This window comes from Bradyrhizobium sp. 149 (assembly GCF_023073915.1).
In the GTDB taxonomy this organism is placed as follows: domain Bacteria; phylum Pseudomonadota; class Alphaproteobacteria; order Rhizobiales; family Xanthobacteraceae; genus Bradyrhizobium.
On record NZ_JADPKK010000019.1, the window covers coordinates 483,859 to 503,053 of the forward strand.

The window sequence follows — 19,195 nt, forward strand, 5'->3', positions numbered from 1 at the left end:
CGCAGGCGCAAGGGCAGCAGGGGCGAAAGGTACGCTGATTCCCAGATTACGGCCATTTCCAGTACTTTTCAGGGGTTTTATTGCCGGCTGGCACTGAATCCGCTCTTCAGACGCATGACGTAGCCGATGACCTCGGCGACCGCATGGTAATGCTCGGTCGGGATTTCCTGGTCGATTTCGACGGTGGCGTAGAGCGCGCGGGCGAGCGGCACGTTTTCGACGATCGGGATGTCGTGCTCGCGCGCGATCTCGCGGATCTTGAAAGCGAGGTTGTCGACGCCCTTGGCGACGCAGATCGGCGCCGACATGCCGCGCTCGTAGGACAGCGCGATCGAATAGTGGGTCGGGTTGGTGATGATCACGGAGGCCTTGGGAACCGCCGCCATCATGCGCTTCTTGGAGCGCTGCTGGCGCAACTGCCTGAGCTTGCCCTTGATATGCGGGTCGCCTTCGGACTGCTTGTACTCTTCCTTGATCTCCTGAAGCGACATCTTCTGCCGCTGGAACCAGCTGCGATACTGGAAGAAATAGTCGCCAATGGCGATGATCGCGAGCGCGGCGACCACCGCGCCGAGCAGGTGAATGGTCAGGCTGGTGGTGGCGCCGAGCATGGCGGCCGGATCGAGCCTGACCATCGCCTCCATGCGATGCCGCTCCGGCCACAGGATCGTGGTCATGACGGCGCCGAGCACGATCAGTTTGCCCAGACCCTTGAGGAAGTTCGCCGCCGCTTGCTTGCCGAAGATGCGCTTGAGACCTTCGGCCGGCGACAGCTTGCTGAACTTGGGCTTGAGGGATTCGGCCGACCAAACCAAGCGGTGCTGCAACATGTTGCCGGCAATTGCCGCCAGTACCAGCATCAGCAGCGGCACGCCCAGCGCCGCGAGCACCGCGATTTCGATCTGCTGCATCAGCGCGAGCAGAGCCCGGCCGTCGGTCTTGATCATCCAGGAATTGGCAAGCAGGTTGCGCATCGGCGTCATCAGCCCGCTGCCGACCGATCCCGAGAAGCTCGAGACCACGAGCGTGGCGCCCGCAATCATGAACCAGGTGTTGATCTCCTGGCTCTTGGCGACGTCACCGCGTTCGAGCGCCTCTTCGAGACGTTTTTGCGTCGGGTCTTCTGTTTGACTCTCTGGATCGTTGTCTTCCGCCATCGATCACCTGGTCACTTGAGTGGCATCATCTGGTGCATCACACCGATGAAATAGTCGAGATAGGTGCCCATCATCGCCGTGAGCACCACGGCGAGCACCAGGAAGCCGGCGAAGATCGAGAGCGGCACGCCGACGAAATAGACCTGCATCTGCGGCATCAGCCGCGCCAGCACGCCGAGCCCGATGTTGAAGACGAGGCCGAACACCAGGAAAGGTCCGGAAAGTTGCAAGCCCAGGCGGAACGCGGCGGCGAAGGCGCGCGTCGCCAGCGCAGCGACATCGCCGCTCGACACGGTCTCGCCCGGCGCAAAGATCGCGTAGCTGTCGTTCAGCGCCGCGATCACCAGATGATGACTGTCGGTGGCGAACAGCAGCGTCACCCCCAGCATCGTCAGGAAGTTGCCGACTAGCACGCCCTGCTGTCCCTGTGTCGGATCGACCGAGGTGACGAAGCCGAGCCCCATCTGCTGCGCGATCACGGCACCGGCAACCTGCAGCGCCGACAACGTCACCCGCGCGGTCGCCCCCAGCACGATGCCGATCACGATCTCATGCAGCATCAGGACCAGCAGCGGCGCGATCGATTCCATGTCGACGTGGTAGGCGTTCCGATGCAGCGGCAGGATGATCAGCGTGAGCAGCAGCGCGATCGACAGTTTGATCCGTGTCGGGATATTGGTCTCGCCCAGCCCCGGCAACAGCATCACCATCGCGCCGACCCGGGCGAAGGCGAGCATGAAGGAGGCGGCAAGCGCCGGCAGCAGCGAGACGTCGATGCGCATGACGGGCGCATTGTGCCTCAGCCGCCGATGATTCGCGATGATATCCGCAGCATGTGGGAATGCAGCGCGTCGGCCATGAACGGCAATGCCAAGAGCATCGTGGCAAAGATGGCCAGGATCTTCGGCACGTAGATCAGCGTCTGCTCCTGGATCTGCGTCAGCGCCTGAAACAGCGACACGACAACGCCGACCACGAGCCCCACCACCATCAGGGGCGACGACACGATCACGATCGTCCAGATCGCATCACGCGCGACGTCGAGGGTTTCGGGTCCGGTCATTGCACAATTCCTTTGTCTTATTCCTCGCCTCCCACCGCTCTTGCGAGCGATGCGAAGGCTTATCCCCCGTCATTGCGAGCGTAGCGAAGCAATCCAGACTGCCGCTGCGGAAAGACTCTGGATTGCTTTGCTGCGCCCGCAATGACGATTGGGGCAGACGCGAGCGCCAAAAATCAGATCGGCATCTTCATGATGTCTTCATAGGCCGCGATCACGCGGTCGCGGACCGAGACCAGCGTGGACACGGCGACATCGGTGTCCGCAACCGCCGTCACCACGTCCATCACATTGGCCTTGCCGGCGGCCATCGCCACCGTCTGCGCATCGGATTTGCGGCCGGATTCCAGGACGCTGCCGACAGTGTCTTTCAGAAGAGAGGCGAAGGATTGCCCGCTCGGCTCGCTGCCCTTGCCGGCGCCGCTGTGCTCCAGCACGCGAGCGAGGTTTGCATAGGCGTTGGCGGCAATTGTCGGTGTTGCCATGGTTCAAATGTCCTGTTCAGCTCTTGAGGATGTCGAGGGTGCGCTGGATCATCCGGCGCGTCGCGCTGATGATGTTGAGATTGGCCTCGTAGGACCGCTGCGCGTCGCGCATGTCGGTCATCTCGACCACCGAGTTCACATTGGGATATTTGACGTTGCCGGTCGCATCCGCCGCCGGATTGTTCGGCTCGTATTTGGTGCGGAAATTGGACTGGTCGGGCTTGATCCGGCCGAGGGTGACGACCTGCGCGTCGAGCGTGCGGTCGAGCGCGGAGGAGAAGGTCGGAACCTTGCGCCGGTAGGGATCGCCGCCGGCGCTCTGCGAGGTCGAATCCGCGTTCGCGATGTTCTCCGAGATCACCCGCATGCGCCCGGCCTGCGCGCGCAGACCGGAGGTCGCGATCGCCATCGAGCGGGCAAAGTCGCTGCTGTCATTCGCCATGATGCGCTTCCTCTAGCTAGCCTTTGCCGATCGCGGTCTTGAGCAGATGCAGGCTCTTCGAATAGAGCGAGGTCGCCGCCGCATAATCCATCTGGTTGCTGGCCGCCTTCATCATCTCCTCCTCGAGATTGACGGCGTTGCCCGCGGGGCGGGTCTCAAAACCCACATTCTTGTTCTGGTCGAATCCGGAGGCCGCACCTGACGGCGTCATGTGGGAACCGCTGGTGCGGGTGAGGGTCAAAGGGCCCATCGAACCCGTGACGGCTCCGCTCTTGTCCAGTTTCGGCTCGACCAGGTCTCGCGGCCGGAATTTGGGCGTGTCGGAATTGGAGACGTTCTCGGACAGGACGCGCTGGCGCTCCTGGTGCCATTGCATCTTGGTGCGAAGCGCCGACAGCACCGGAAGATCGTTGATGGACATCGTTGCGGCTCCTTCCGCCTCTCGGATCAGGTCCGAAGCTAGGCAGAATTTGCCGCGTGTATGGTTAACAGCTGGTTAAAGATGTCACAGCAGATGTCCCCCGTCGGGACACGAATGCGCGCCCCCGTGATTCTACGCCTCCAAAAGCGGCATTAACCCAACCGCTTGGCGGCGCGTGCACAGGCCAAGAAGTCGTTTTGGATCGAGCGATTCATAGGTTATTAAGAGTTGGGGACGGCAAAACTTGCCGTGGGACGTTAAGAAATCGCAGTTTGGGGCATCGTACGCCCGTGGTTGGCGCATCTGACCACGGGCACGAGAAAAGCACCATTTGTCGGGGACAAGTATGCAAGGCAGCCCTATCACCTTCATCGTCGCGTTCATCGTCGTTCTGGCGTTGATCGGCGTCGCTGCTTGGCTGGTTCGCCGATTCGCCACCAGCCGGCTCGGCGCCAACACCCAGCGCGGCCGGATGCCCCGGCTCGCCGTGATCGATGCCGCCGCGGTCGACGGCCGCCGCCGTCTGGTGCTGGTCCGGCGTGACAATGTCGAGCATCTTCTGATGATCGGCGGTCCCACCGACATCGTTGTCGAACCCAACATCGTGCGCGCAGCGCCCGGCCGCGACCAGCTCCCGCAGCGTTCCAATGCCGCCGAGCCGCCGCGTCTTGCACCGATGCCGGATACCAGCGGCTGGGCCGACGAAGCACCGCGGCCCGAGCTGCTCGATCATCCCGAACCGCAAATGCCCGAGCCGCCACCGCGGCCCGCACGCCCCTCCTTCGCCGACGAAGTGCGCCGGCCCGCGCCGGCCGAACGCCGCAACGAGCCACTGCCCGGCTTCACGTCCGAGCCGTTCGCACCGCGCCCCGAGCGCGAGATGCGTCCCGAACCTGTTCCTCCGCGTGTGGCCCGCAACGAACCCCCTCCGATGCCGCGTCCGCCGCGCCAGAGTGAACCCGTCAAGGTGCCTCCGGTGCGCGCCGAGCGCGCAGCTGCGCCACCTCCTCCGCCGCCGCCTGTACCGCAGGCTCCGCCCGTTCCGCCGCCGGCTCCCGCGGCGCCATCGAGCGCCGAGCAGAATCTCGCCGAGATGGCGCAGCGGCTCGAAGCTGCGCTGCGCCGCCCGGCCGGCGAGACGCTTGCCCCTCCGGTCGCGCCGGAGCCCCCGGCCGCTCCCCCGCGTGTGGCCCGCAGCGAGCCGCCGGCACCACCGGCCCCTCCCGCAAAGCCGGCCCCGGAAAAGACCAGCTTTGAAAATCTCGAAGACGAGATGGCCTCGCTGCTCGGCCGTCCGAAGCCGTCTTCGTGAGGCTGCCGGCCCTCCCGCGTAGAGTTTTTTTTCTTTCTGTCCTGATCGGCGCGGCTTCGCTCGCGAGCCCTTCGCATGCGCAGGACATCAGCATCAATCTCGGCGGCGCGGGCGGTGGCGGCGTCACCGAGCGCGCGATCCAGCTGATCGCGCTGCTCACGGTGCTGTCGATCGCACCGTCGATCCTGATCATGATGACGTCGTTCACGCGCATCGTGGTCGTGCTGTCGCTGCTGCGCACCGCGATGGGTACGGCGACCGCTCCGCCGAACTCGGTGATCATCGCACTCGCGATGTTCCTCACCTTCTTCGTGATGGGACCGGTTTTGCAGAAATCCTACGACGAAGGCATCCGCCCGCTCGTCGCCAATCAGCTCGGCGTCGAGGACGCGCTTCAGCGCGCCTCCGTTCCCCTGCGCGGCTTCATGCAGAAGAACGTGCGCGAGAAGGACCTCAAGCTGTTCCTGGATCTCTCCGGCGAACCGCCGCCCGCCACCCCCGACGAGCTCGGCTTACGCATCCTCGTCCCCGCCTTCATGATCTCGGAGCTGAAGCGCGCCTTCGAGATCGGCTTTCTGTTGTTCCTCCCCTTCCTGATCATCGACCTCGTCGTCGCGTCCGTGCTGATGTCGATGGGCATGATGATGCTGCCGCCGGCAACCATCTCGCTGCCGTTCAAGCTGATCTTCTTCGTGCTGGTCGACGGCTGGTCGCTGGTGGCGGGGAGCCTAGTGCAGAGCTACGGGGGGTAATCTCCACCGCCGTCATGCCCCACGAAGGTTGCCGCCTCGCGCGGCACCCGCCGAGAAACGGGAGCTAAATTAGCAGGGTCCCTACCGCGTCATCTTGATCTGCCGCACGACGGGAATCGTGGGCAGCGAGCCGGTGTGGTCGGCCTCGTCCTTCGCCTGCGGCGAGGCCGGCGCGCGGGCGGTGGCGTCAGGGAAGCGCTGCTTCATCTCGCGCAGGAAGCCGTCGAGCGTGTCGACGCTGGCAGCCAGCTTGGCGATCTCGGCGAATTCGGCGCTGGAGGCGCCAGACGGCTTGCTCGCGATGTCGAAGGCGAGCCGATCGGCGCTCTCGCTCATCAGCGGGGCGTATTTCTCGCGGAAGCGCGACATGCCGATCGAATCGTCGGCGAGCGCATAACCGACGGCGGCGCGGATGATGTCGCTTTTCTCCACCGCGTTGAGCGGCTTGAAGTCACGGAACCGCTCGCCGTAATAGAGCTCGATCTGCTCGGCGGATTCACGCCAGCGCCGCGCCGCCCAGAAGATGTCGGAGCGCAGGCGCAGCACTTCCCGCCCCGAGACGTTGGAGACGATGTCGAGCGCGAGATCGTGGCGGCCGACGTCGCTCTGCGCGCGCGCCTCCAGCAGCAGGCGCTGCTGCCTGAGCTCGCCGGAGAGGTCGCTGATGCGGCTCGCGCGCAACGCCGTGATCGCCATGTCGGGTCTGCGGTTGGCGAGATAGATCATCGAGAGGCGCGCGGCGACTTGTGCACGCGCCGCACCTTCCAGACGGTGGTCGACCTGGTATTGCAGGAGCTCGGCGGCCTGATCGAGCAGATCGATGGAGGCGAGACGGTCGGCGAGGCGTCGGATCAGTTCGTCGCCGCGGCGGCCGATCGGCGTCAACTCCCGGAACTCGTAGAACATCCCGAGCGCTTCGACCGGCGGCAGCTCGTCGCCCTTGGGTCCCAGGAAGATCTGCGTGAACAGGTCGGAGGCGAGATCCTGTGCCTGGCGCGAGGCGTCCGCATTCGGCTGCAACTTTGTCGCGGTACGCGCCGCGGTGAGTGCGTCCCGGTAGCGCCCGTTCTCGGCAAACATCTGCGACAGCATCTGAAGCGTCTTGACCTCGATCGAGTCGCCGCGCCAGGTCATCGAGAGCGTTTCGAGCTCGCGCAGCGCGTCTTCCTTGCTGATCTCGTCGCGCTTCTGCCGCAGCGCGATCTCGAGCTGCTTGGCCTCGGCCGCAGCCGGCCGGTCGGTCGAGCCGACCGCGAACTTGTAGTCGTCGAGCGCATCCTTGTCGTGGCCGAGCGCTTCGGCGAGCCGGCCGCGCAGCACGGCGAAGCCGGGCGCGGCCTCGGGCGAGACGCCGACCACCTCGAGCTCGCTGCGGCGCTTGGAGGCACCGGCATAGTCCTTCACCTCGAGCGAAGCGCGCATCGCCTCCATCGTCACGATGCGCTGGATGTCGAGCGGCAGCGAGGCGATGGCGAACTCGACGTTCTTGAACTTCTCGCGCGCGTCCGCCCATTTGCCCTGGCGCGCATAGGCGAGCGCCTTCCAGAGCTGGGAATCGTGGCTGTTGCCGATCACGGGGTTGGCGAGGTCCTTGAGGCCCTGCGCCGGCCTGCCGATCAGGATGCTTGCGACCGCATGCATGATCAGCGCACCGCTCTCCTCCTTGTTGAGAGGATCGGCCAGCATCAATTCGGTGACGGCCTTGGCCTCGTGATACATCGCGCGCGACATGTAGAATTGCGCGAGGTCGAGCCGCGGCAGCGAACGCAGCGCCGGTTCGACGATGGAGATCGCCGTGATCAGGTCGTTCTGGCGCGTTATGAAGTTTTCCGACTGGCCCTTGCGCCAGCCTTCGGGGTTGAAGATCGGCCGCACTGCGGTCGGGGCGCGCTCGGCCGAGATGTCGACCGGCGACAGCGTCAGCCCGCCCTTCTTGCCGAGGATGACCTTGTCGGACCCGACCTCGACGCCGACCTCATCGGAGTTCGGCCGGATCGCGATGCCATGCGCGGATTCCAGCAGCGCGAGATCGACGAGGTCCTGCCGCTTGATGAAGCCGCGCACCGGCCGCTGCGCGGTGACGACATAGAGCGTGTCGCCGGCGTCGGGATCGGTGAGCTTGTGCAGAAGCCCCGGATTGGAGAAGGGGATCGCGATGTTGGCGAGCACGGGGTCGGTGATGTTGCGCGACATCATCAGCGGCAGCGGCGTCGCCTGGATCTTGTCGGCGAGCGTCAAGAGCCAGTTGGTCTGCTTGCCGACCTCCTCGCTCGTCAGCGAATAGACCAGCGGCCGGGTCAGACGGATGCGCACCGCCTGTCCCTTGTCGAGCGGGATACGGCCAACCTCCCCGATCATCGCACCGCCCTTGGTGCGGATCGCCTCGACGTCGATCGGGTTCGGCGTATCGAACACCAGCCAAACGGTGTCGCCACGGCGGAAAGCCGCCGCAGGCGTCGCGACCTGAAGCGGGAAGGTCACGCGCAGGCCGTCGCTGTCGCGGCGGGCATCGACGCTGGCGACAGTGGGCAGGGGCATGGCGGGCGCCTCTGCTGGCGCAGCCTTGACGGCTTCCTTGACCGGCTCCTTCGCAGTCTCCTGGGCAACTTCCTTCACGACCTCCTTAGGCGGTTCGGCCATGACGGGCTTGGCAGGCGCGACCGCGGCTTCCGCAGCAGGGATCGCAGGCTTCGAGATTTCTTTGGACGCTTCCTTGAGCGCTTCCTTGGACGCTTCGGCAGCGTGCGCGGCTTCGGGCGCTGGCGCCGATTTCGGCGCTTCAGCGGGCGGCATCGCGGCGGGCGTTTCCGGCTTCACCTCGGGCTTCACCTCGATTTTGGCTTCGCGCGCGATCGTCTCGGACGTCGGCGGCGCGATCTCGCGATGCGCGTCCTTCGGCTTCTCGGCCGCCGGCTTTTCAGGCGCAGGCGCGGGTCCGTGAGCGGCAGGCTTGATCTGCGCGATCGCCGCCTCGGCCGTCGTAGCCATCTTGCCCTTGTCCGGCTGGAAGGAGATGTCGACGACGTAGTTCTTCTCGTCGCGAAACGAATGCACGTCGGAATCGCCGATCAGCGCGATTTCGACACTGGTCTGGTCGATGTCGGCCTTCTGCTTGATCGAGGCGACGTTCGGCGGCGCTGCGACGACCGCGTCCGCCAGATCGAAATTGAGATTGGCATTGAAGGCGAGCGTGAGCTTCTGCTCGTTGAGCACGGAGGACACGCCGACGCCGTCGGGCATCTCGAACACGAAGCGAACGAAGGTTGGCTGCACCGAGGCGCGCACGCGGATCTGCGGACGCTTCTTGCTCTCCGCCGCGGCGCGGTGGGCGCGCAGGGCGCGTTCGGCGACGCGCGCGCGCTCGGCGAGTTCCTTGACCACGTCCATGGGCAGGCTCGGCGGCGGCCCCTTCCAACCCTCCGGCAAGAGGTCGATGAAGGTGCGTTCGCCGGCATTCATGGTGTTGACGGTGACGCGCCGCGCCAGCGACAGGCGGATGGCGCCGCCGTCGGGATCGCGGCGGGCGGAATTGACGTAGTCCGGCGCGCCTTCCGGGACCCGATCGACGGGAACGTCGACCGCCCGGTCGAAGCGGATGACGAGAATGGAGCCGGCCGTCGTCACCTCGGAAGGGACGTCCTCGCCGAGCTTGATCACGAGCCGGGCAAAGCCGCCGCCGGCCGAAAAAGTCGCCTCGCCCCTGACAGCATCGGTCGCCCGGGCCGGTGCACTGAAGCCGATCAGCAGGCTGGCTGCCAGCAGCGGCGCCACGCGGACATGACGCGACAGCCCCCGCGCCAGGGCGCGGGCTCGCGACACAAATCCAGCGGCAGCCTCTCGCGCCATTGGCGGCATTTCTTCCGGTTCGACGGTCCACGCCGGCACTGGTGCCGGCCCCTGCCCTCGACTGTAGATTTTGGCAATTAAGGACTTCTTAAGTATGAGCCCTCAATTCGGCTTTTGCGTCGGCTTGCCGTCGATCTTGGGCAGCTCGCCGGCCGAGGCGGACTGATCGCCGCCGCCATTGGCCCGGCGGGCCATCTCGACCGTCAGCCGCTCGGCGGCCTCCGGCGACATCAATCCCATGATGTCCGACATCTTTCGCGGCGCGATCTGCGAAGCGATCTCGATCAGCACGCCCATCTCCAGCCGGTCAAAGACCCGCGCGGCGTCCTTGGGCTTCATGCCCTCATACATGGTCACGAGGCCCTTCATGCGCTGGGCTTCGGCAGCCTTCTGCTCGGCCTGAGTCGCGGAGATACGGGTTTCTACCGCTTTCATCTCCTCGACCTTGTTTTCGATGCGTTTCTCGGCGGATTTCAACAGGCTCTCGCGGATGTCGATCTCACGCTGGCGGGCCTCGATCTCCTGGCGGCGCGACTGCAAGCGTTCCAGGATCGCGCGCTCGGAGGCCGAAATCTGCGGCTGGGCTTCCTCCTTGACGGCGGCGCCTTCGGGCTTGGTTTGGGGTGCGGCGGGCTTGGGCGCCTCCTTCGGCGCGCCATGGGTCGAGCCGGTGATATCGGGATCCTCGCGGCTGCTCGGAAAGTTCAGATTCTCCTGCGCCCAGGATTTCTTGGTCTGGCCCGGCTTGTAGTCGAAGACATAGCCGCCATTGAGCACGAGGCCGGCGACCTTCAGCGTAGCGAGGCCAGCGACGGCAACCAGCACGATGGGGATGACGCGGATGTTGCGAAAGGACTTCATACCCTGACTTTATGCGGCAAGACCGTTGGATCGTCGGCGCTCGGAGAAGGCTTCGGCCGCAGCCGCCACCGCCTTCGCCGACGAGGGCTTGGCTGCGGGCGCGGCGACCGTTTCCGGGTTCGTCACGGGGCGCGCGGCGACCGCGATCTTGGACAGGCGCCGCACCACGTTGTCGGCCTCGCCGAGCTGCTTGTAGAGCTGCTCGGACATCTGGGTCGCCGCCGCAAGCTGGCTGCCGAGATTCTCGTTCACGTCGCGCACCGCGAGCTTCAGCCCGCCGATCGCGCGCTCCGCGATCTCGGTTGCGGTGATCAGCTCGCCGATGACCGCCTTCAGCGAATGCTCGTCCGCCTTCAGCCGCGTCAGCCGCTTGTTAAGCGTGACGCAGTAGACGATGGTCAGCATCAGCAAGATAGCCACCAGCGTCTCGATCGCCATTCCTAGGGAGTGGTTCATGGGGCCTCCATCATCTTGTTCTGCTCGTCGACCTTTTCGAACATCGCAAGTGTCGTACTTGGCTTGCGCAAGGGTTTCGTCACCCGTATCGCGACGCGGTCGCCGACCCGGCCCATGCGTCCTTCGGTGATCGTGACGTCACCGCAGCGAACGGTGACGTTGGCATCCGCGCGCATGTCCAGCGGCAGCGTGTCGCCGACCTTCAGCCGCATCAGCTGCTTGAGCGGAATGTCGGCTTCGTAGAGCACGGCGTCGACGGAGATCTCGGCCTGGACGATCTCGGTGGCGAAATGGCCTTCCCAGATCTGGTCGCGGCCGAACTTTTCGCCCATGAACATCTGGAGCAGGACGCCCCGGATCGGCTCGATGGTCGCGTAAGGCAGCAAGAGCTCGATATTGCCGCCGCGATCTTCCATGTCGATGCGCAGGCGCACCAGGATCGCGGCGTTGGCAGGACGGCTGATCGCGGCGAAACGCGGGTTGGTCTCGAGCCGGTCGATCGTGAAAGTCACCGGCGACAGCGGCCGGAACGCCTGTTCGGCATCGGCCATGACGACCTCGACCAGCCGCTTGACCAGCTCTGTCTCGATCGTGGTGTAGGGCCGGCCCTCGATGCGGAGCTGGCTCGAGCCGCGGCGGCCGCCGAGCAGCACGTCGATCATCGAGTAGATCAGGCTGGAATCGACCACCGCCATGCCGAAATTGTCCCACTCCTCGGCCTTGAAGACGGTGAGGACGGCGGGCAGCGGGATCGAGTTCATGTAGTCGCCGAAGCGCACCGAGGTGATGCGGTCGAGCGAGACTTCGACGTTGTCCGAGGTGAAATTGCGCAGGGAGGTCGTCAGCAACCGCACCAGGCGGTCGAAGACGATTTCGAGCATCGGCAGACGCTCGTAGGAGACCATCGCCGAATCGATGATGGCGCGAATGCCGGAATGGTCATCGAGCGTGACGTCGCCGACCGCGAAGCCGAGGAGGTTGTCGATCTCCTCCTGCGACAGCACCCGCTCGCCGGAATTCTTGCCGGCGCCGAGATCGCGGCTGCCGTCCTCGACCATGGCCGCCCATTGCAGGGCCATGGTCTCGGACAGTTCGTTTTCGGCAGCAGCCTTCGCGGCCTCGGCGGGATCCTCGGAATCGAGCGAGGCCTCCCATTGGGCGGCAATTGCATCCTGGTCTGGTTGGTCGGTGCCTGCCATGATCCCTAGCCCGTCATGCTCACTGGATCACGACTTCCTTGAACAGCACCGCGCTGACCTGGACCGGGGCGACCGCCGCGTTGACGCGCTTGGTCAGCTCTTCCTTGAGGCGGAAGACGCCGGCGGAACCGTTGAGGTCGGAGGAGCGCAGCTCGCGCACATAGGTCTGGAAGATGTCGGTGATGCGCGGCATCGTCGGCTTGATCGCCTCGACCTGCTTCTCTTCCTTCAGCTCCAGCACGACCTTGAGCTTCAGATACTGCACGCGCTCGCCCGGCGCGCCGGCGAGGTTGACCATGATGTCGGGAACCTCGACGAAAGCCGGCGGCTTCGGCGGGGGCGCCGCCTCGGCGTGATGCTCGTTGTCGCCGTGACGGAAAAAGAAGAACCAGGTCGCGGCACCGCCGCCGAGAACGGCGAGCAGGCCCACCGCCATGATCATGAGCTTGAGCTTGTTCTTGGGCGGAGCGGCTTCCGCGCCTTCGGCGGCTGCGCCGCCTTCCGCTTCATTCTCTGCCATGATCGCCGCGCTCGCTCATCTCTCAAAGGGGTCGAAAGAGCGAAGCTCCTGGCAGACAATGACGCGATACAAATGCCCCAGCGCAGTGCTCCTCTTACCCGCAAACGCTACGGTAATAATGGTTAACGGAACCTTTCGATTAGGCCTTCACTAGGAAAAATCTGCCGGGCAAACATGGCTAACAGAACCTTTCTGCCGCCTCCCCACACCTTCGAAAAACAGACAAAGCGCTGAAATTGCGTAATTTTCCGGCTTGGCACGAGTTTCGCTGAGAAAGGGCCGAGACCTAAGGTTTGGGAGAACCCGAGGTCTCGTTCACGGGGTCGGCCAAGGCGCTTGGGAGAGCGAGGTGGCAGATCTCACTCAGGGGAGATTTCCGATGCAGAACGCGCTTCTGATCGGCTTGTCACGGCAGATGACGTTGGAACGGCAGATGGATGTCATCGCCAACAACGTCGCCAATGCGAACACCAACGGCTTCAAGGCCGACCATTCGCTGTTCGAGGAGTACCTCAACTCGAACGCGCGTGAAGACAATTTCGTCGGCTCCGACCGCCGGGTCTCCTATGTGCAGGACCGCGGCACCTTCCGCGACGTCGGCCAAGGGCCGATGGAGCCGACCAAGAATCCGCTCGACATGGCGATCAGCGGCAACGCCTATTTCGCGGTTCAGGCCAATGGCGCCGAGCGCTACACGCGCGACGGCAAATTCTCGCTCAACAGCACCGGCCAGCTCGTCACCTCCGACGGCAACCTCGTGCTGGGCACCGGCGGCCCGATCACCTTCCAGCCGACCGACCACGACATCAATGTCGCGCCGGACGGCACCGTCACCGTCCTCGAGGGCACGGCCAAGAACGACTCGATCCGCGGCAAGATCCGCATGGCCTCGTTCGACGATCCAGCCAAGCTGACCAAGCTCGGCGCCAACCTTTACAGCGTCGGCTCCGCGACCCAGCAGGCCGACACCAAGTCGACCGTGCAGCAGGGCTACGTCGAGAAGTCGAACGTGAACTCGGTCGGTGAGATGAGCCGCATGGTCGAAGTCATGCGCAGCTACACCGCCATCGCCAACCTGCTCCAGCAGCAGAGTGACATGCACAAGTCGGCGATCGAGAAGCTCGCCGACGTTCCGGCCTGATTGAGGGAGAACTGACATGCAGGCGCTTCACACCGCAGCAACCGGAATGGCGGCACAAGAACTCAACGTTCAGGTGATCTCCAACAACATCGCCAACCTGCGCACCACCGGCTTCAAGAAGCAGACCGCGGCGTTCCAGGACTTGATCTACGAACATGTCCGCCGCGTCGGCGCCCAGTCGTCCGACCAGGGCACCATCCTTCCGGTCGGCGTCGACATCGGCGGCGGCGTCAAGACCGTCGGCACACCGCGCAGCATGACCCAGGGCACGCTGTCGCAGACCGGCAACGACCTCGACATGGCCATCACGGGCGAAGGCTTCTTCAAGATCCTGATGCCCGACGGCAGCTACCAGTACACCCGCGACGGCACCTTCCAGATGGACAATCAGGGGCGCATCGTCACCGCACAGGGCAACCCGGTGCAGCCGACGATCACGATCCCGAACAACGCCTCGGGCCTCACCATCAACGTTCAGGGCCAGGTCTCGGTGACGCTGCCGGGTTCGTCGACCTCGGCCATCCAGGGCCAGATCGGCCTGACCCGATTCATCAACAAGGCGGGCCTCCAGCCGGTCGGCAACAATCAGTTCACGGAGACGCCCTCCTCCGGCCCGCCGCAGGACGGCACGGCGACCGCCGAGGGTTTCGGCAACATCACCCAGAGCAGCCTCGAGCAGGCCAATGTCGATGTCGTCTCGGAAATGAGCGACCTGATTGCCGCCCAGCGCGCCTACGAGATGAACGCCAAGGTGATCAGCGCCGCCGACCAGATGATGCAATCGACCACGGCGCTGTTCCGCTGAGGTGATGACGATGATCCGCACCACCCTCGCCACGATCTCCGCTGTCCTCGCGCTGGCGCTGCCTGCACGGGCCGCCGACGATTCCATCGCGGCGCCGACGCTGCGCGCGAGCATCACCGTGACCTCGGACGTGGTGCGGGTCGGCGATCTCATCGACAATGCCGGCTCGGCTGCGCTGATCCCGGTCTACCGCTCGCCCGATCTCGGCACCACCGGCGCGCTGCCGGTCGCGCAAGTGCTGTCGGTATTGCGTGCAAAGCAGGTGATCGGCGTGATGACCGGCGACATCAGGGAGGTCCAGGTCACCCGTCTCGCCCGCACCCTGGTGAACAAGGACCTCGAAGCCGCGGTTGCCTCGGCGCTCGAGCGCCGCTTCGGACTTGGCGATGCCGCCAACATCACCGTCACGTTCGACCGTGGCATCGCCGACATCCGGTTGGAGGCCTCCAACACCGGCGTGCTGCAGCCGGTCGCCACCCGCTATGACGCCCGCAGCGGCCGTTTCGACATCGCCTTCGAAATCAACAACGACAACAATTCGGCGCCGACCAAGCTGCGTTTCACCGGCAACGCCATCGAGACGGTGGAGGTGGCGGTGCTGACGCGCGACATCGATCGGACCGATCTCTTGAAGTCCTCCGACGTCGCCGTGGAGCGCCGGCCCAAGGCCGAGGTCACCGGTGAGGCCGCATCGCGCGATCGCACGCTCGGTATGCAGCTCCGCCGGCCGATGCGGGCGGGGACGCCGATCCGCGTCGCCGACATGGTCAAGCCCGACTTCGTGCAGCGCTACCAGAGCGTAACCGTCATCTACCAGGTCCCCGGGATTTACCTCACCACGCGCGGCAAGGCGATCGAGAGCGGCGCCGAGGGCGACACCATCAGCGTGCTCAACCTGCAGACCAAGCGCACGCTCTCGGGCGTCATCACCGGCCGCGGCCAGGTGACGGTCCAGGGCGCCAGCCAGGCGGCACCGATGCCGGCCGCGGTCGAGCAGACCTCGTCGCTCAAGCGTGACGAAGCGCCCGCCCCCGCCCCTACGGCCGCAGCCCTCGCCCAGAGCCTGATCCAGACCCCGGCATCCCCGGCCCAGATCGCACAAGCCCAGATCCCGCAAGTTCGCGTCTCGCAAGCTCCAGCCAAGTCAGAGTAAGTCATGTCCGCTTTTAGTTCGGCTTCCCGTCCTCGTCGCATCGCGATTACTGCCCTGCTGCTGGCGATTTGCGCGCTGGCAAGCGGCTGCTCCTCGATCGACCGGCTGTCGCAGATCGGCGAGCAACCGAAGCTGGCGGCGATCGAAAATCCGACGACGCAGCCCGGCTACAAGCCGGTGCAGATGCCGATGCCGAAGCCGGAAGTCGCCTCCTACAATCCGAACTCGCTGTGGCGCAACGGCAGCCGCGCCTTCTTCAAGGACCAGCGCGCGACCCATGTCGGCGATCTCCTGACCGTGACCGTGAACATCACCGACAAGGCCAACCTCTCCAACGAGACCCAGCGCAGCCGCACCAACTCGGAAAACTCGGGCATCGACGACTTCATCGGCGCCAAGACGCTCGGTGTGCAGGCGCAGAAGGTGCTGCCCGGCCGCATCTTCGCCGCCGACTCCACGGCGTCCAGCGACGGCAAGGGCTCGGTTAACCGCCAGGAAGCGTTGCAGACCAACGTCGCCGCCGTCGTGACCCAGGTGCTGCCGAACGGCAACCTCGTGGTCGAAGGCAAGCAGGAGATCCGCGTCAACTACGAGATCCGCGAGCTCGTCGTGGCCGGCATCGTCCGTCCCGAAGACATCCAGAGCGACAACACCATCGATTCAACCAAGATCGCGCAGGCCCGCATCGCCTACGGCGGCCGCGGCCAAATCACGGACGTGCAGCAACCGCGCTACGGCCAGCAAGTCATGGACGTTCTGCTGCCCTTCTAACTTCTTCAAGAGCTCCCACATCGTGTTCGCGAACCTAGGCGCGAACGACGATGTACGACGCGGCCCTCGCTAGCTCCCCTGGCGAGGGCCGCATGTATTTTGGCGATGGCGCGGCCGCGTACAGCTGGTCAGATCCGCGCGATCGCAGCGACTTCGCTGCCCCCATCTCCGTCATTGCGAGCGAAGCGAAGCAAATCCAGACTGCCGCCGCGGAAAGACTCTGGATTGCCTCGTCGCAAGAGCTCCTCGCAACGACGCGGAGAGGTCACGTAAACTCCGCCTCCACCACGCCCAGCCCGTCCAGCTCCATCCGCACCTTGTCGCCGGCCTTCAGCCACAGCGTCTTCACCAGGCTCCCCGTCAGCACCAGCTGGCCCGCGTGCAAGCCCTTGCCCTCGGCGGCGAGATGGTTGGCGAGCCAGGCGAGTGCGTTATGGGGATGGCCGAGCACGTCGGCGCCGGTGCCGTGGCTGACCTCTTCGCCGTTGACGATGGCGCGGCCTTTGACGGCTTTGAGGTCCGGCACCGACGAGCGCGGCACGATCTCGCCCAGCACGCAGCCGGCGGCGAAGAAATCGTCGGCGATCAAGGTCGGCGCGCCCATCGTCTCCCAGTTCACGTAGCGATCGTCGACGATCTCGATCGCGGGATGATAGGCCTCGACGGCCTCGCCGACCCATTCAGCCGTGAACGGCGCCTCCCCGGCGGCGAGATTGCGCTTCAGCCGCACCGCGATCTCGCATTCGACGCCGACCCGGACATAATCGGCAGCCGCGAGCTGCACGCCGCTGTCGTGCACGCCCTTCTGGAACACGCCGCCGCCGCAAGGGTGCGGAATGCCGATGTAATCCTGCATGACCTGGCTGGTGCAGCCGATCTTGTAGCCGACGAGCGGGCCGACATGCTGCAGCAGCAGATCGTGCAGCGCGCGCTGGACCTGATAGCCCTCCGCTTCGTCGGCTGGGGCAATTTCGAGCGGCGCATGGTTGCGGCGCGCCAACGCGATCGCCTTTGCGGCTGCGAGAATTTTGTCCATCGGCGCCGGCTCCCACGCACCACAATCGAGGCCGGCACTTCAGCATCCCCGCCCGGGCGTGACAAGCGCGGGAGCCGCGCGGCAGCACGCCATTGCCAGCCCTGGCTGGAGAGCTGCGAAACCAGATCGGGCCACATCATGGGAACCCTCATGGCCTGCTGCCGGCGCTTAAGGAAAAAGTGAGCTGGTCCAGGCTTTATGCGGATGCGCGCCTTGCAGCGTGGCAACAGGCTTGATTGCAGCGATGCGTGAAGCTGCTGGATCAGTGTCCCAGCATTCGACTCGATGTCGTTGATGCGACTCGCAAAACCCCCGCACCTGAAGTGAAGGCTGTTTCTCATCCGAACTCACGTGAGCTCGGAGGAGTTGAGTCTACCTCGTTGATCGCGACTCACTTTTCGCGTTTGCGCCCGCGCGCCGAAGCGCGCGGTTGCAAGCGACAGGCAAAATGCTGGTCACGGCGCAAAACGCCGCGCCTTGCGTGCAAAAAACAAAGAGCCGCATCACTGCGGCTCGGACTTTATTCGTCGCGATAGACCTTCTCGCGTTTCTCGTGGCGCTCCTGCGCCTCCACCGAGAGCGTCGCGATGGGCCGGGCCTCGAGCCGCTTCAACGAGATCGGCTCCCCGGTATCCTCGCAATAGCCGTAGGTGTTGTCCTCGATACGCTGGAGCGCGGCGTCGATCTTGGCGATCAACTTGCGCTGGCGGTCGCGGGCGCGGAGTTCGATAGCGCGGTCGGTTTCTGACGATGCCCGATCGGCGAGATCGGGATGGTTCACGTTCTCCTCCTGCAGGGCCTGCAGGGTGAGCTTGGACTCTTTGAGTATCTCATCCTTCCAGGAGAGGAGCTTCATACGGAAGTACTCCTTCTGCCTGTCGTTCATGAAAGGCTCTTTTTCGGTCGGTCGGTAGTTTTTCAACTTTTCCAAGGGCGGCCTATCTGTCTAAGCAACGACTCGCAAACGGAACGGTGTCCGCTGAGCGGGGCGTTATATAGCGGCCTCTTGTGACAGACAATGTTTCCCTGATCGCCCGATCGGCGCCCCCAAGCCCTTGCACAGGAAGGTTTATCCTGGAGGGCCCGGAGGGCGGCCGAAGGCCTAGTACCCGACCGTGAAACGCTGCTTCGCATGGGCCGGACGCTCGATCTCGTCGGCGAGCGCAATGGCGTAGTCCGCGAAGGTGATCCAGCTCTTCCCGTTCGCATCTGCGAGAAGCTGATCGGTCCCAAGCCGGAACTTGCCGGTGCGCTCCCCCTCGACGAACAGGGCCGAAGGCGAGATGAAGGTCCAGTTCAGCTCCTTTTCCTGCCGCAGCAGGTCGAGAAAGGCCGAACCCGCCTCCGCCTCAGCCTTGTACTGAGCCGGAAAACCCGGAGTTGTAACCAGTTTGACGCCCGGAGCGACCTCAAGGCTGCCGGCCCCGCCGACGACGAGGTAACGACCGACCTTGGACTCCTTTGCTGCGCCGATCAGCTTGAGGGCATCGCTGGCCAGGAAGTGAACGGAGCTCACGGCGACATCGTGACCGGCCCACAGCTTGGCGAGGCCGGACTGGTCGAGCACGTCCCCCTTGGTGGGCGTGACGTTCGGAAGGGCCGCGATCTTCTCGGGATTGCGGGCGATGGCCGTGACCGTGTGGCCGCGGCGGGACAGTTCGTTGGTGATCTCCGACCCGGCCCGGCCCGAGGCGCCGGCGATTGCGATTTTCATGGAAGGCTCCTTTGCTTCTGTGGTAACTACCAGTGACTAGATATCTAAAAGTATGCTGGTGTTA

20 protein-coding genes are annotated in these 19,195 nt (G+C 64.8%); 6 read left to right on the forward strand and 14 right to left on the reverse strand.

The annotated features are described in order from the left end of the window. Window positions 1-77 precede the first annotated feature (77 nt). From flhB to flgB, 6 genes are all read right to left on the reverse strand, one after another. On the reverse strand, window positions 78-1,157 hold the full coding sequence (flhB, locus tag IVA88_RS14120) for a flagellar biosynthesis protein FlhB (protein WP_247497838.1): 1,080 nt from the start codon (window positions 1,155-1,157) through the stop codon (window positions 78-80). 11 nt (window positions 1,158-1,168) lie between these two features. Further along, complete coding sequence (fliR, locus tag IVA88_RS14125; RefSeq protein ID WP_247497839.1) at window positions 1,169-1,939, reverse strand: flagellar biosynthetic protein FliR; 771 nt, start codon at window positions 1,937-1,939, stop codon at window positions 1,169-1,171. A 17-nt stretch (window positions 1,940-1,956) separates the two neighbouring features. Further along, a complete protein-coding gene (fliQ, locus tag IVA88_RS14130) occupies window positions 1,957-2,220 on the reverse strand; it encodes a flagellar biosynthesis protein FliQ (protein ID WP_007612284.1) in 264 nt (87 codons plus the stop codon). 173 nt (window positions 2,221-2,393) lie between these two features. Beyond that, the gene (gene fliE / locus IVA88_RS14135) at window positions 2,394-2,702 is read right to left on the reverse strand and encodes a flagellar hook-basal body complex protein FliE (protein ID WP_247497840.1); all 309 of its coding nucleotides are present in this window, start codon (window positions 2,700-2,702) and stop codon (window positions 2,394-2,396) included. A gap of 16 nt (window positions 2,703-2,718) precedes the next feature. Next, complete coding sequence (gene flgC / locus IVA88_RS14140) at window positions 2,719-3,144, reverse strand: flagellar basal body rod protein FlgC (RefSeq protein WP_027567607.1); 426 nt, start codon at window positions 3,142-3,144, stop codon at window positions 2,719-2,721. A 16-nt stretch (window positions 3,145-3,160) separates the two neighbouring features. Next, entirely contained in the window at window positions 3,161-3,565 is a 405-nt protein-coding gene (gene flgB / locus IVA88_RS14145; protein WP_247497841.1) for a flagellar basal body rod protein FlgB, read from the reverse strand. A 346-nt stretch (window positions 3,566-3,911) separates the two neighbouring features. On the opposite strand from flgB, the gene IVA88_RS14150 reads away from it, so the two are divergent. Further along, a complete protein-coding gene (locus IVA88_RS14150) occupies window positions 3,912-4,877 on the forward strand; it encodes a flagellar biosynthetic protein FliO (protein ID WP_247497842.1) in 966 nt (321 codons plus the stop codon). Further along, window positions 4,874-5,629, forward strand: a complete 756-nt coding sequence (gene fliP / locus IVA88_RS14155; RefSeq protein WP_247497843.1) for a flagellar type III secretion system pore protein FliP — start codon at window positions 4,874-4,876, stop codon at window positions 5,627-5,629. Before IVA88_RS14150 ends, fliP begins: the two co-directional genes overlap by 4 nt. An 81-nt stretch (window positions 5,630-5,710) precedes the next feature. Here the strand turns inward: fliP and IVA88_RS14160 are convergent, their stop codons facing one another. The 5 genes from IVA88_RS14160 to fliL form a co-directional block, all read right to left on the reverse strand. Next, window positions 5,711-9,475: a tetratricopeptide repeat protein gene (locus tag IVA88_RS14160; protein WP_247497844.1), complete on the reverse strand. Its 3,765-nt coding sequence runs from the start codon at window positions 9,473-9,475 to the stop codon at window positions 5,711-5,713. A gap of 102 nt (window positions 9,476-9,577) precedes the next feature. Beyond that, window positions 9,578-10,336 carry a flagellar protein FlbB gene (locus tag IVA88_RS14165; protein WP_247497845.1) on the reverse strand — a complete coding sequence of 253 codons (759 nt, stop codon included), beginning with the start codon at window positions 10,334-10,336 and terminating at the stop codon, window positions 9,578-9,580. Window positions 10,337-10,345: 9 nt separating this feature from the next. After that, the gene (locus tag IVA88_RS14170) at window positions 10,346-10,792 is read right to left on the reverse strand and encodes a DUF6468 domain-containing protein (RefSeq protein ID WP_247297202.1); all 447 of its coding nucleotides are present in this window, start codon (window positions 10,790-10,792) and stop codon (window positions 10,346-10,348) included. Then, entirely contained in the window at window positions 10,789-11,991 is a 1,203-nt protein-coding gene (gene fliM / locus IVA88_RS14175; protein ID WP_027567600.1) for a flagellar motor switch protein FliM, read from the reverse strand. Before fliM ends, IVA88_RS14170 begins: the two co-directional genes overlap by 4 nt. 19 nt (window positions 11,992-12,010) lie before the next feature. Further along, a complete protein-coding gene (fliL, locus tag IVA88_RS14180) occupies window positions 12,011-12,511 on the reverse strand; it encodes a flagellar basal body-associated protein FliL (protein ID WP_247497846.1) in 501 nt (166 codons plus the stop codon). Window positions 12,512-12,890: 379 nt separating this feature from the next. On the opposite strand from fliL, the gene flgF reads away from it, so the two are divergent. Genes flgF through flgH form a run of 4 tightly spaced genes read left to right on the forward strand, consistent with a single transcriptional unit; the run spans window position 12,891 to window position 16,381 of the window. Next, on the forward strand, window positions 12,891-13,652 hold the full coding sequence (flgF, locus tag IVA88_RS14185) for a flagellar basal-body rod protein FlgF (RefSeq protein WP_247497847.1): 762 nt from the start codon (window positions 12,891-12,893) through the stop codon (window positions 13,650-13,652). A 16-nt stretch (window positions 13,653-13,668) separates the two neighbouring features. Next, the gene (flgG, locus tag IVA88_RS14190; protein WP_247497848.1) at window positions 13,669-14,457 is read left to right on the forward strand and encodes a flagellar basal-body rod protein FlgG; all 789 of its coding nucleotides are present in this window, start codon (window positions 13,669-13,671) and stop codon (window positions 14,455-14,457) included. Between the two features lie 10 nt (window positions 14,458-14,467). Continuing rightward, window positions 14,468-15,610, forward strand: a complete 1,143-nt coding sequence (flgA, locus tag IVA88_RS14195) for a flagellar basal body P-ring formation chaperone FlgA (RefSeq protein WP_247497849.1) — start codon at window positions 14,468-14,470, stop codon at window positions 15,608-15,610. Window positions 15,611-15,613: 3 nt separating this feature from the next. After that, on the forward strand, window positions 15,614-16,381 hold the full coding sequence (flgH, locus tag IVA88_RS14200; protein WP_247497850.1) for a flagellar basal body L-ring protein FlgH: 768 nt from the start codon (window positions 15,614-15,616) through the stop codon (window positions 16,379-16,381). Window positions 16,382-16,646: 265 nt separating this feature from the next. Here the strand turns inward: flgH and IVA88_RS14205 are convergent, their stop codons facing one another. The 3 genes from IVA88_RS14205 to IVA88_RS14215 all read right to left on the reverse strand — a co-directional run bounded on the left by IVA88_RS14205 (window position 16,647) and on the right by IVA88_RS14215 (window position 19,131). Then, a complete protein-coding gene (locus IVA88_RS14205; protein ID WP_247497851.1) occupies window positions 16,647-17,417 on the reverse strand; it encodes a fumarylacetoacetate hydrolase family protein in 771 nt (256 codons plus the stop codon). Window positions 17,418-17,937: 520 nt separating this feature from the next. Further along, window positions 17,938-18,303, reverse strand: coding sequence for an RNA polymerase-binding protein DksA (dksA, locus tag IVA88_RS14210; protein ID WP_247497852.1), 366 nt, complete (start codon window positions 18,301-18,303; stop codon window positions 17,938-17,940). A gap of 216 nt (window positions 18,304-18,519) precedes the next feature. Further along, window positions 18,520-19,131 (reverse strand): NAD(P)-dependent oxidoreductase, encoded by a 612-nt coding sequence (locus tag IVA88_RS14215; protein ID WP_247497853.1) that lies wholly within the window; start codon window positions 19,129-19,131, stop codon window positions 18,520-18,522. Between the last annotated feature and the right edge of the window lie 64 nt (window positions 19,132-19,195).

Bases quoted from the DNA above. Each gene is read 5' to 3' on its own strand.
- flhB (WP_247497838.1), bottom strand. From the start codon at position 1,157: ATGGCGGAAGACAACGATCCAGAGAGTCAAACAGAAGACCCGACGCAA.
- fliR (WP_247497839.1), bottom strand. From the start codon at position 1,939: ATGCGCATCGACGTCTCGCTGCTGCCGGCGCTTGCCGCCTCCTTCATG.
- fliQ (WP_007612284.1), bottom strand. From the start codon at position 2,220: ATGACCGGACCCGAAACCCTCGACGTCGCGCGTGATGCGATCTGGACG.
- fliE (WP_247497840.1), bottom strand. From the start codon at position 2,702: ATGGCAACACCGACAATTGCCGCCAACGCCTATGCAAACCTCGCTCGC.
- flgC (WP_027567607.1), bottom strand. From the start codon at position 3,144: ATGGCGAATGACAGCAGCGACTTTGCCCGCTCGATGGCGATCGCGACC.
- flgB (WP_247497841.1), bottom strand. From the start codon at position 3,565: ATGTCCATCAACGATCTTCCGGTGCTGTCGGCGCTTCGCACCAAGATG.
- IVA88_RS14150 (WP_247497842.1), top strand. From the start codon at position 3,912: ATGCAAGGCAGCCCTATCACCTTCATCGTCGCGTTCATCGTCGTTCTG.
- IVA88_RS14160 (WP_247497844.1), bottom strand. From the start codon at position 9,475: ATGGCGCGAGAGGCTGCCGCTGGATTTGTGTCGCGAGCCCGCGCCCTG.
- IVA88_RS14165 (WP_247497845.1), bottom strand. From the start codon at position 10,336: ATGAAGTCCTTTCGCAACATCCGCGTCATCCCCATCGTGCTGGTTGCC.
- IVA88_RS14170 (WP_247297202.1), bottom strand. From the start codon at position 10,792: ATGAACCACTCCCTAGGAATGGCGATCGAGACGCTGGTGGCTATCTTG.
- fliM (WP_027567600.1), bottom strand. From the start codon at position 11,991: ATGGCAGGCACCGACCAACCAGACCAGGATGCAATTGCCGCCCAATGG.
- fliL (WP_247497846.1), bottom strand. From the start codon at position 12,511: ATGGCAGAGAATGAAGCGGAAGGCGGCGCAGCCGCCGAAGGCGCGGAA.
- flgF (WP_247497847.1), top strand. From the start codon at position 12,891: ATGCAGAACGCGCTTCTGATCGGCTTGTCACGGCAGATGACGTTGGAA.
- flgG (WP_247497848.1), top strand. From the start codon at position 13,669: ATGCAGGCGCTTCACACCGCAGCAACCGGAATGGCGGCACAAGAACTC.
- flgA (WP_247497849.1), top strand. From the start codon at position 14,468: ATGATCCGCACCACCCTCGCCACGATCTCCGCTGTCCTCGCGCTGGCG.
- flgH (WP_247497850.1), top strand. From the start codon at position 15,614: ATGTCCGCTTTTAGTTCGGCTTCCCGTCCTCGTCGCATCGCGATTACT.
- IVA88_RS14205 (WP_247497851.1), bottom strand. From the start codon at position 17,417: ATGGACAAAATTCTCGCAGCCGCAAAGGCGATCGCGTTGGCGCGCCGC.
- dksA (WP_247497852.1), bottom strand. From the start codon at position 18,303: ATGAACGACAGGCAGAAGGAGTACTTCCGTATGAAGCTCCTCTCCTGG.
- IVA88_RS14215 (WP_247497853.1), bottom strand. From the start codon at position 19,131: ATGAAAATCGCAATCGCCGGCGCCTCGGGCCGGGCCGGGTCGGAGATC.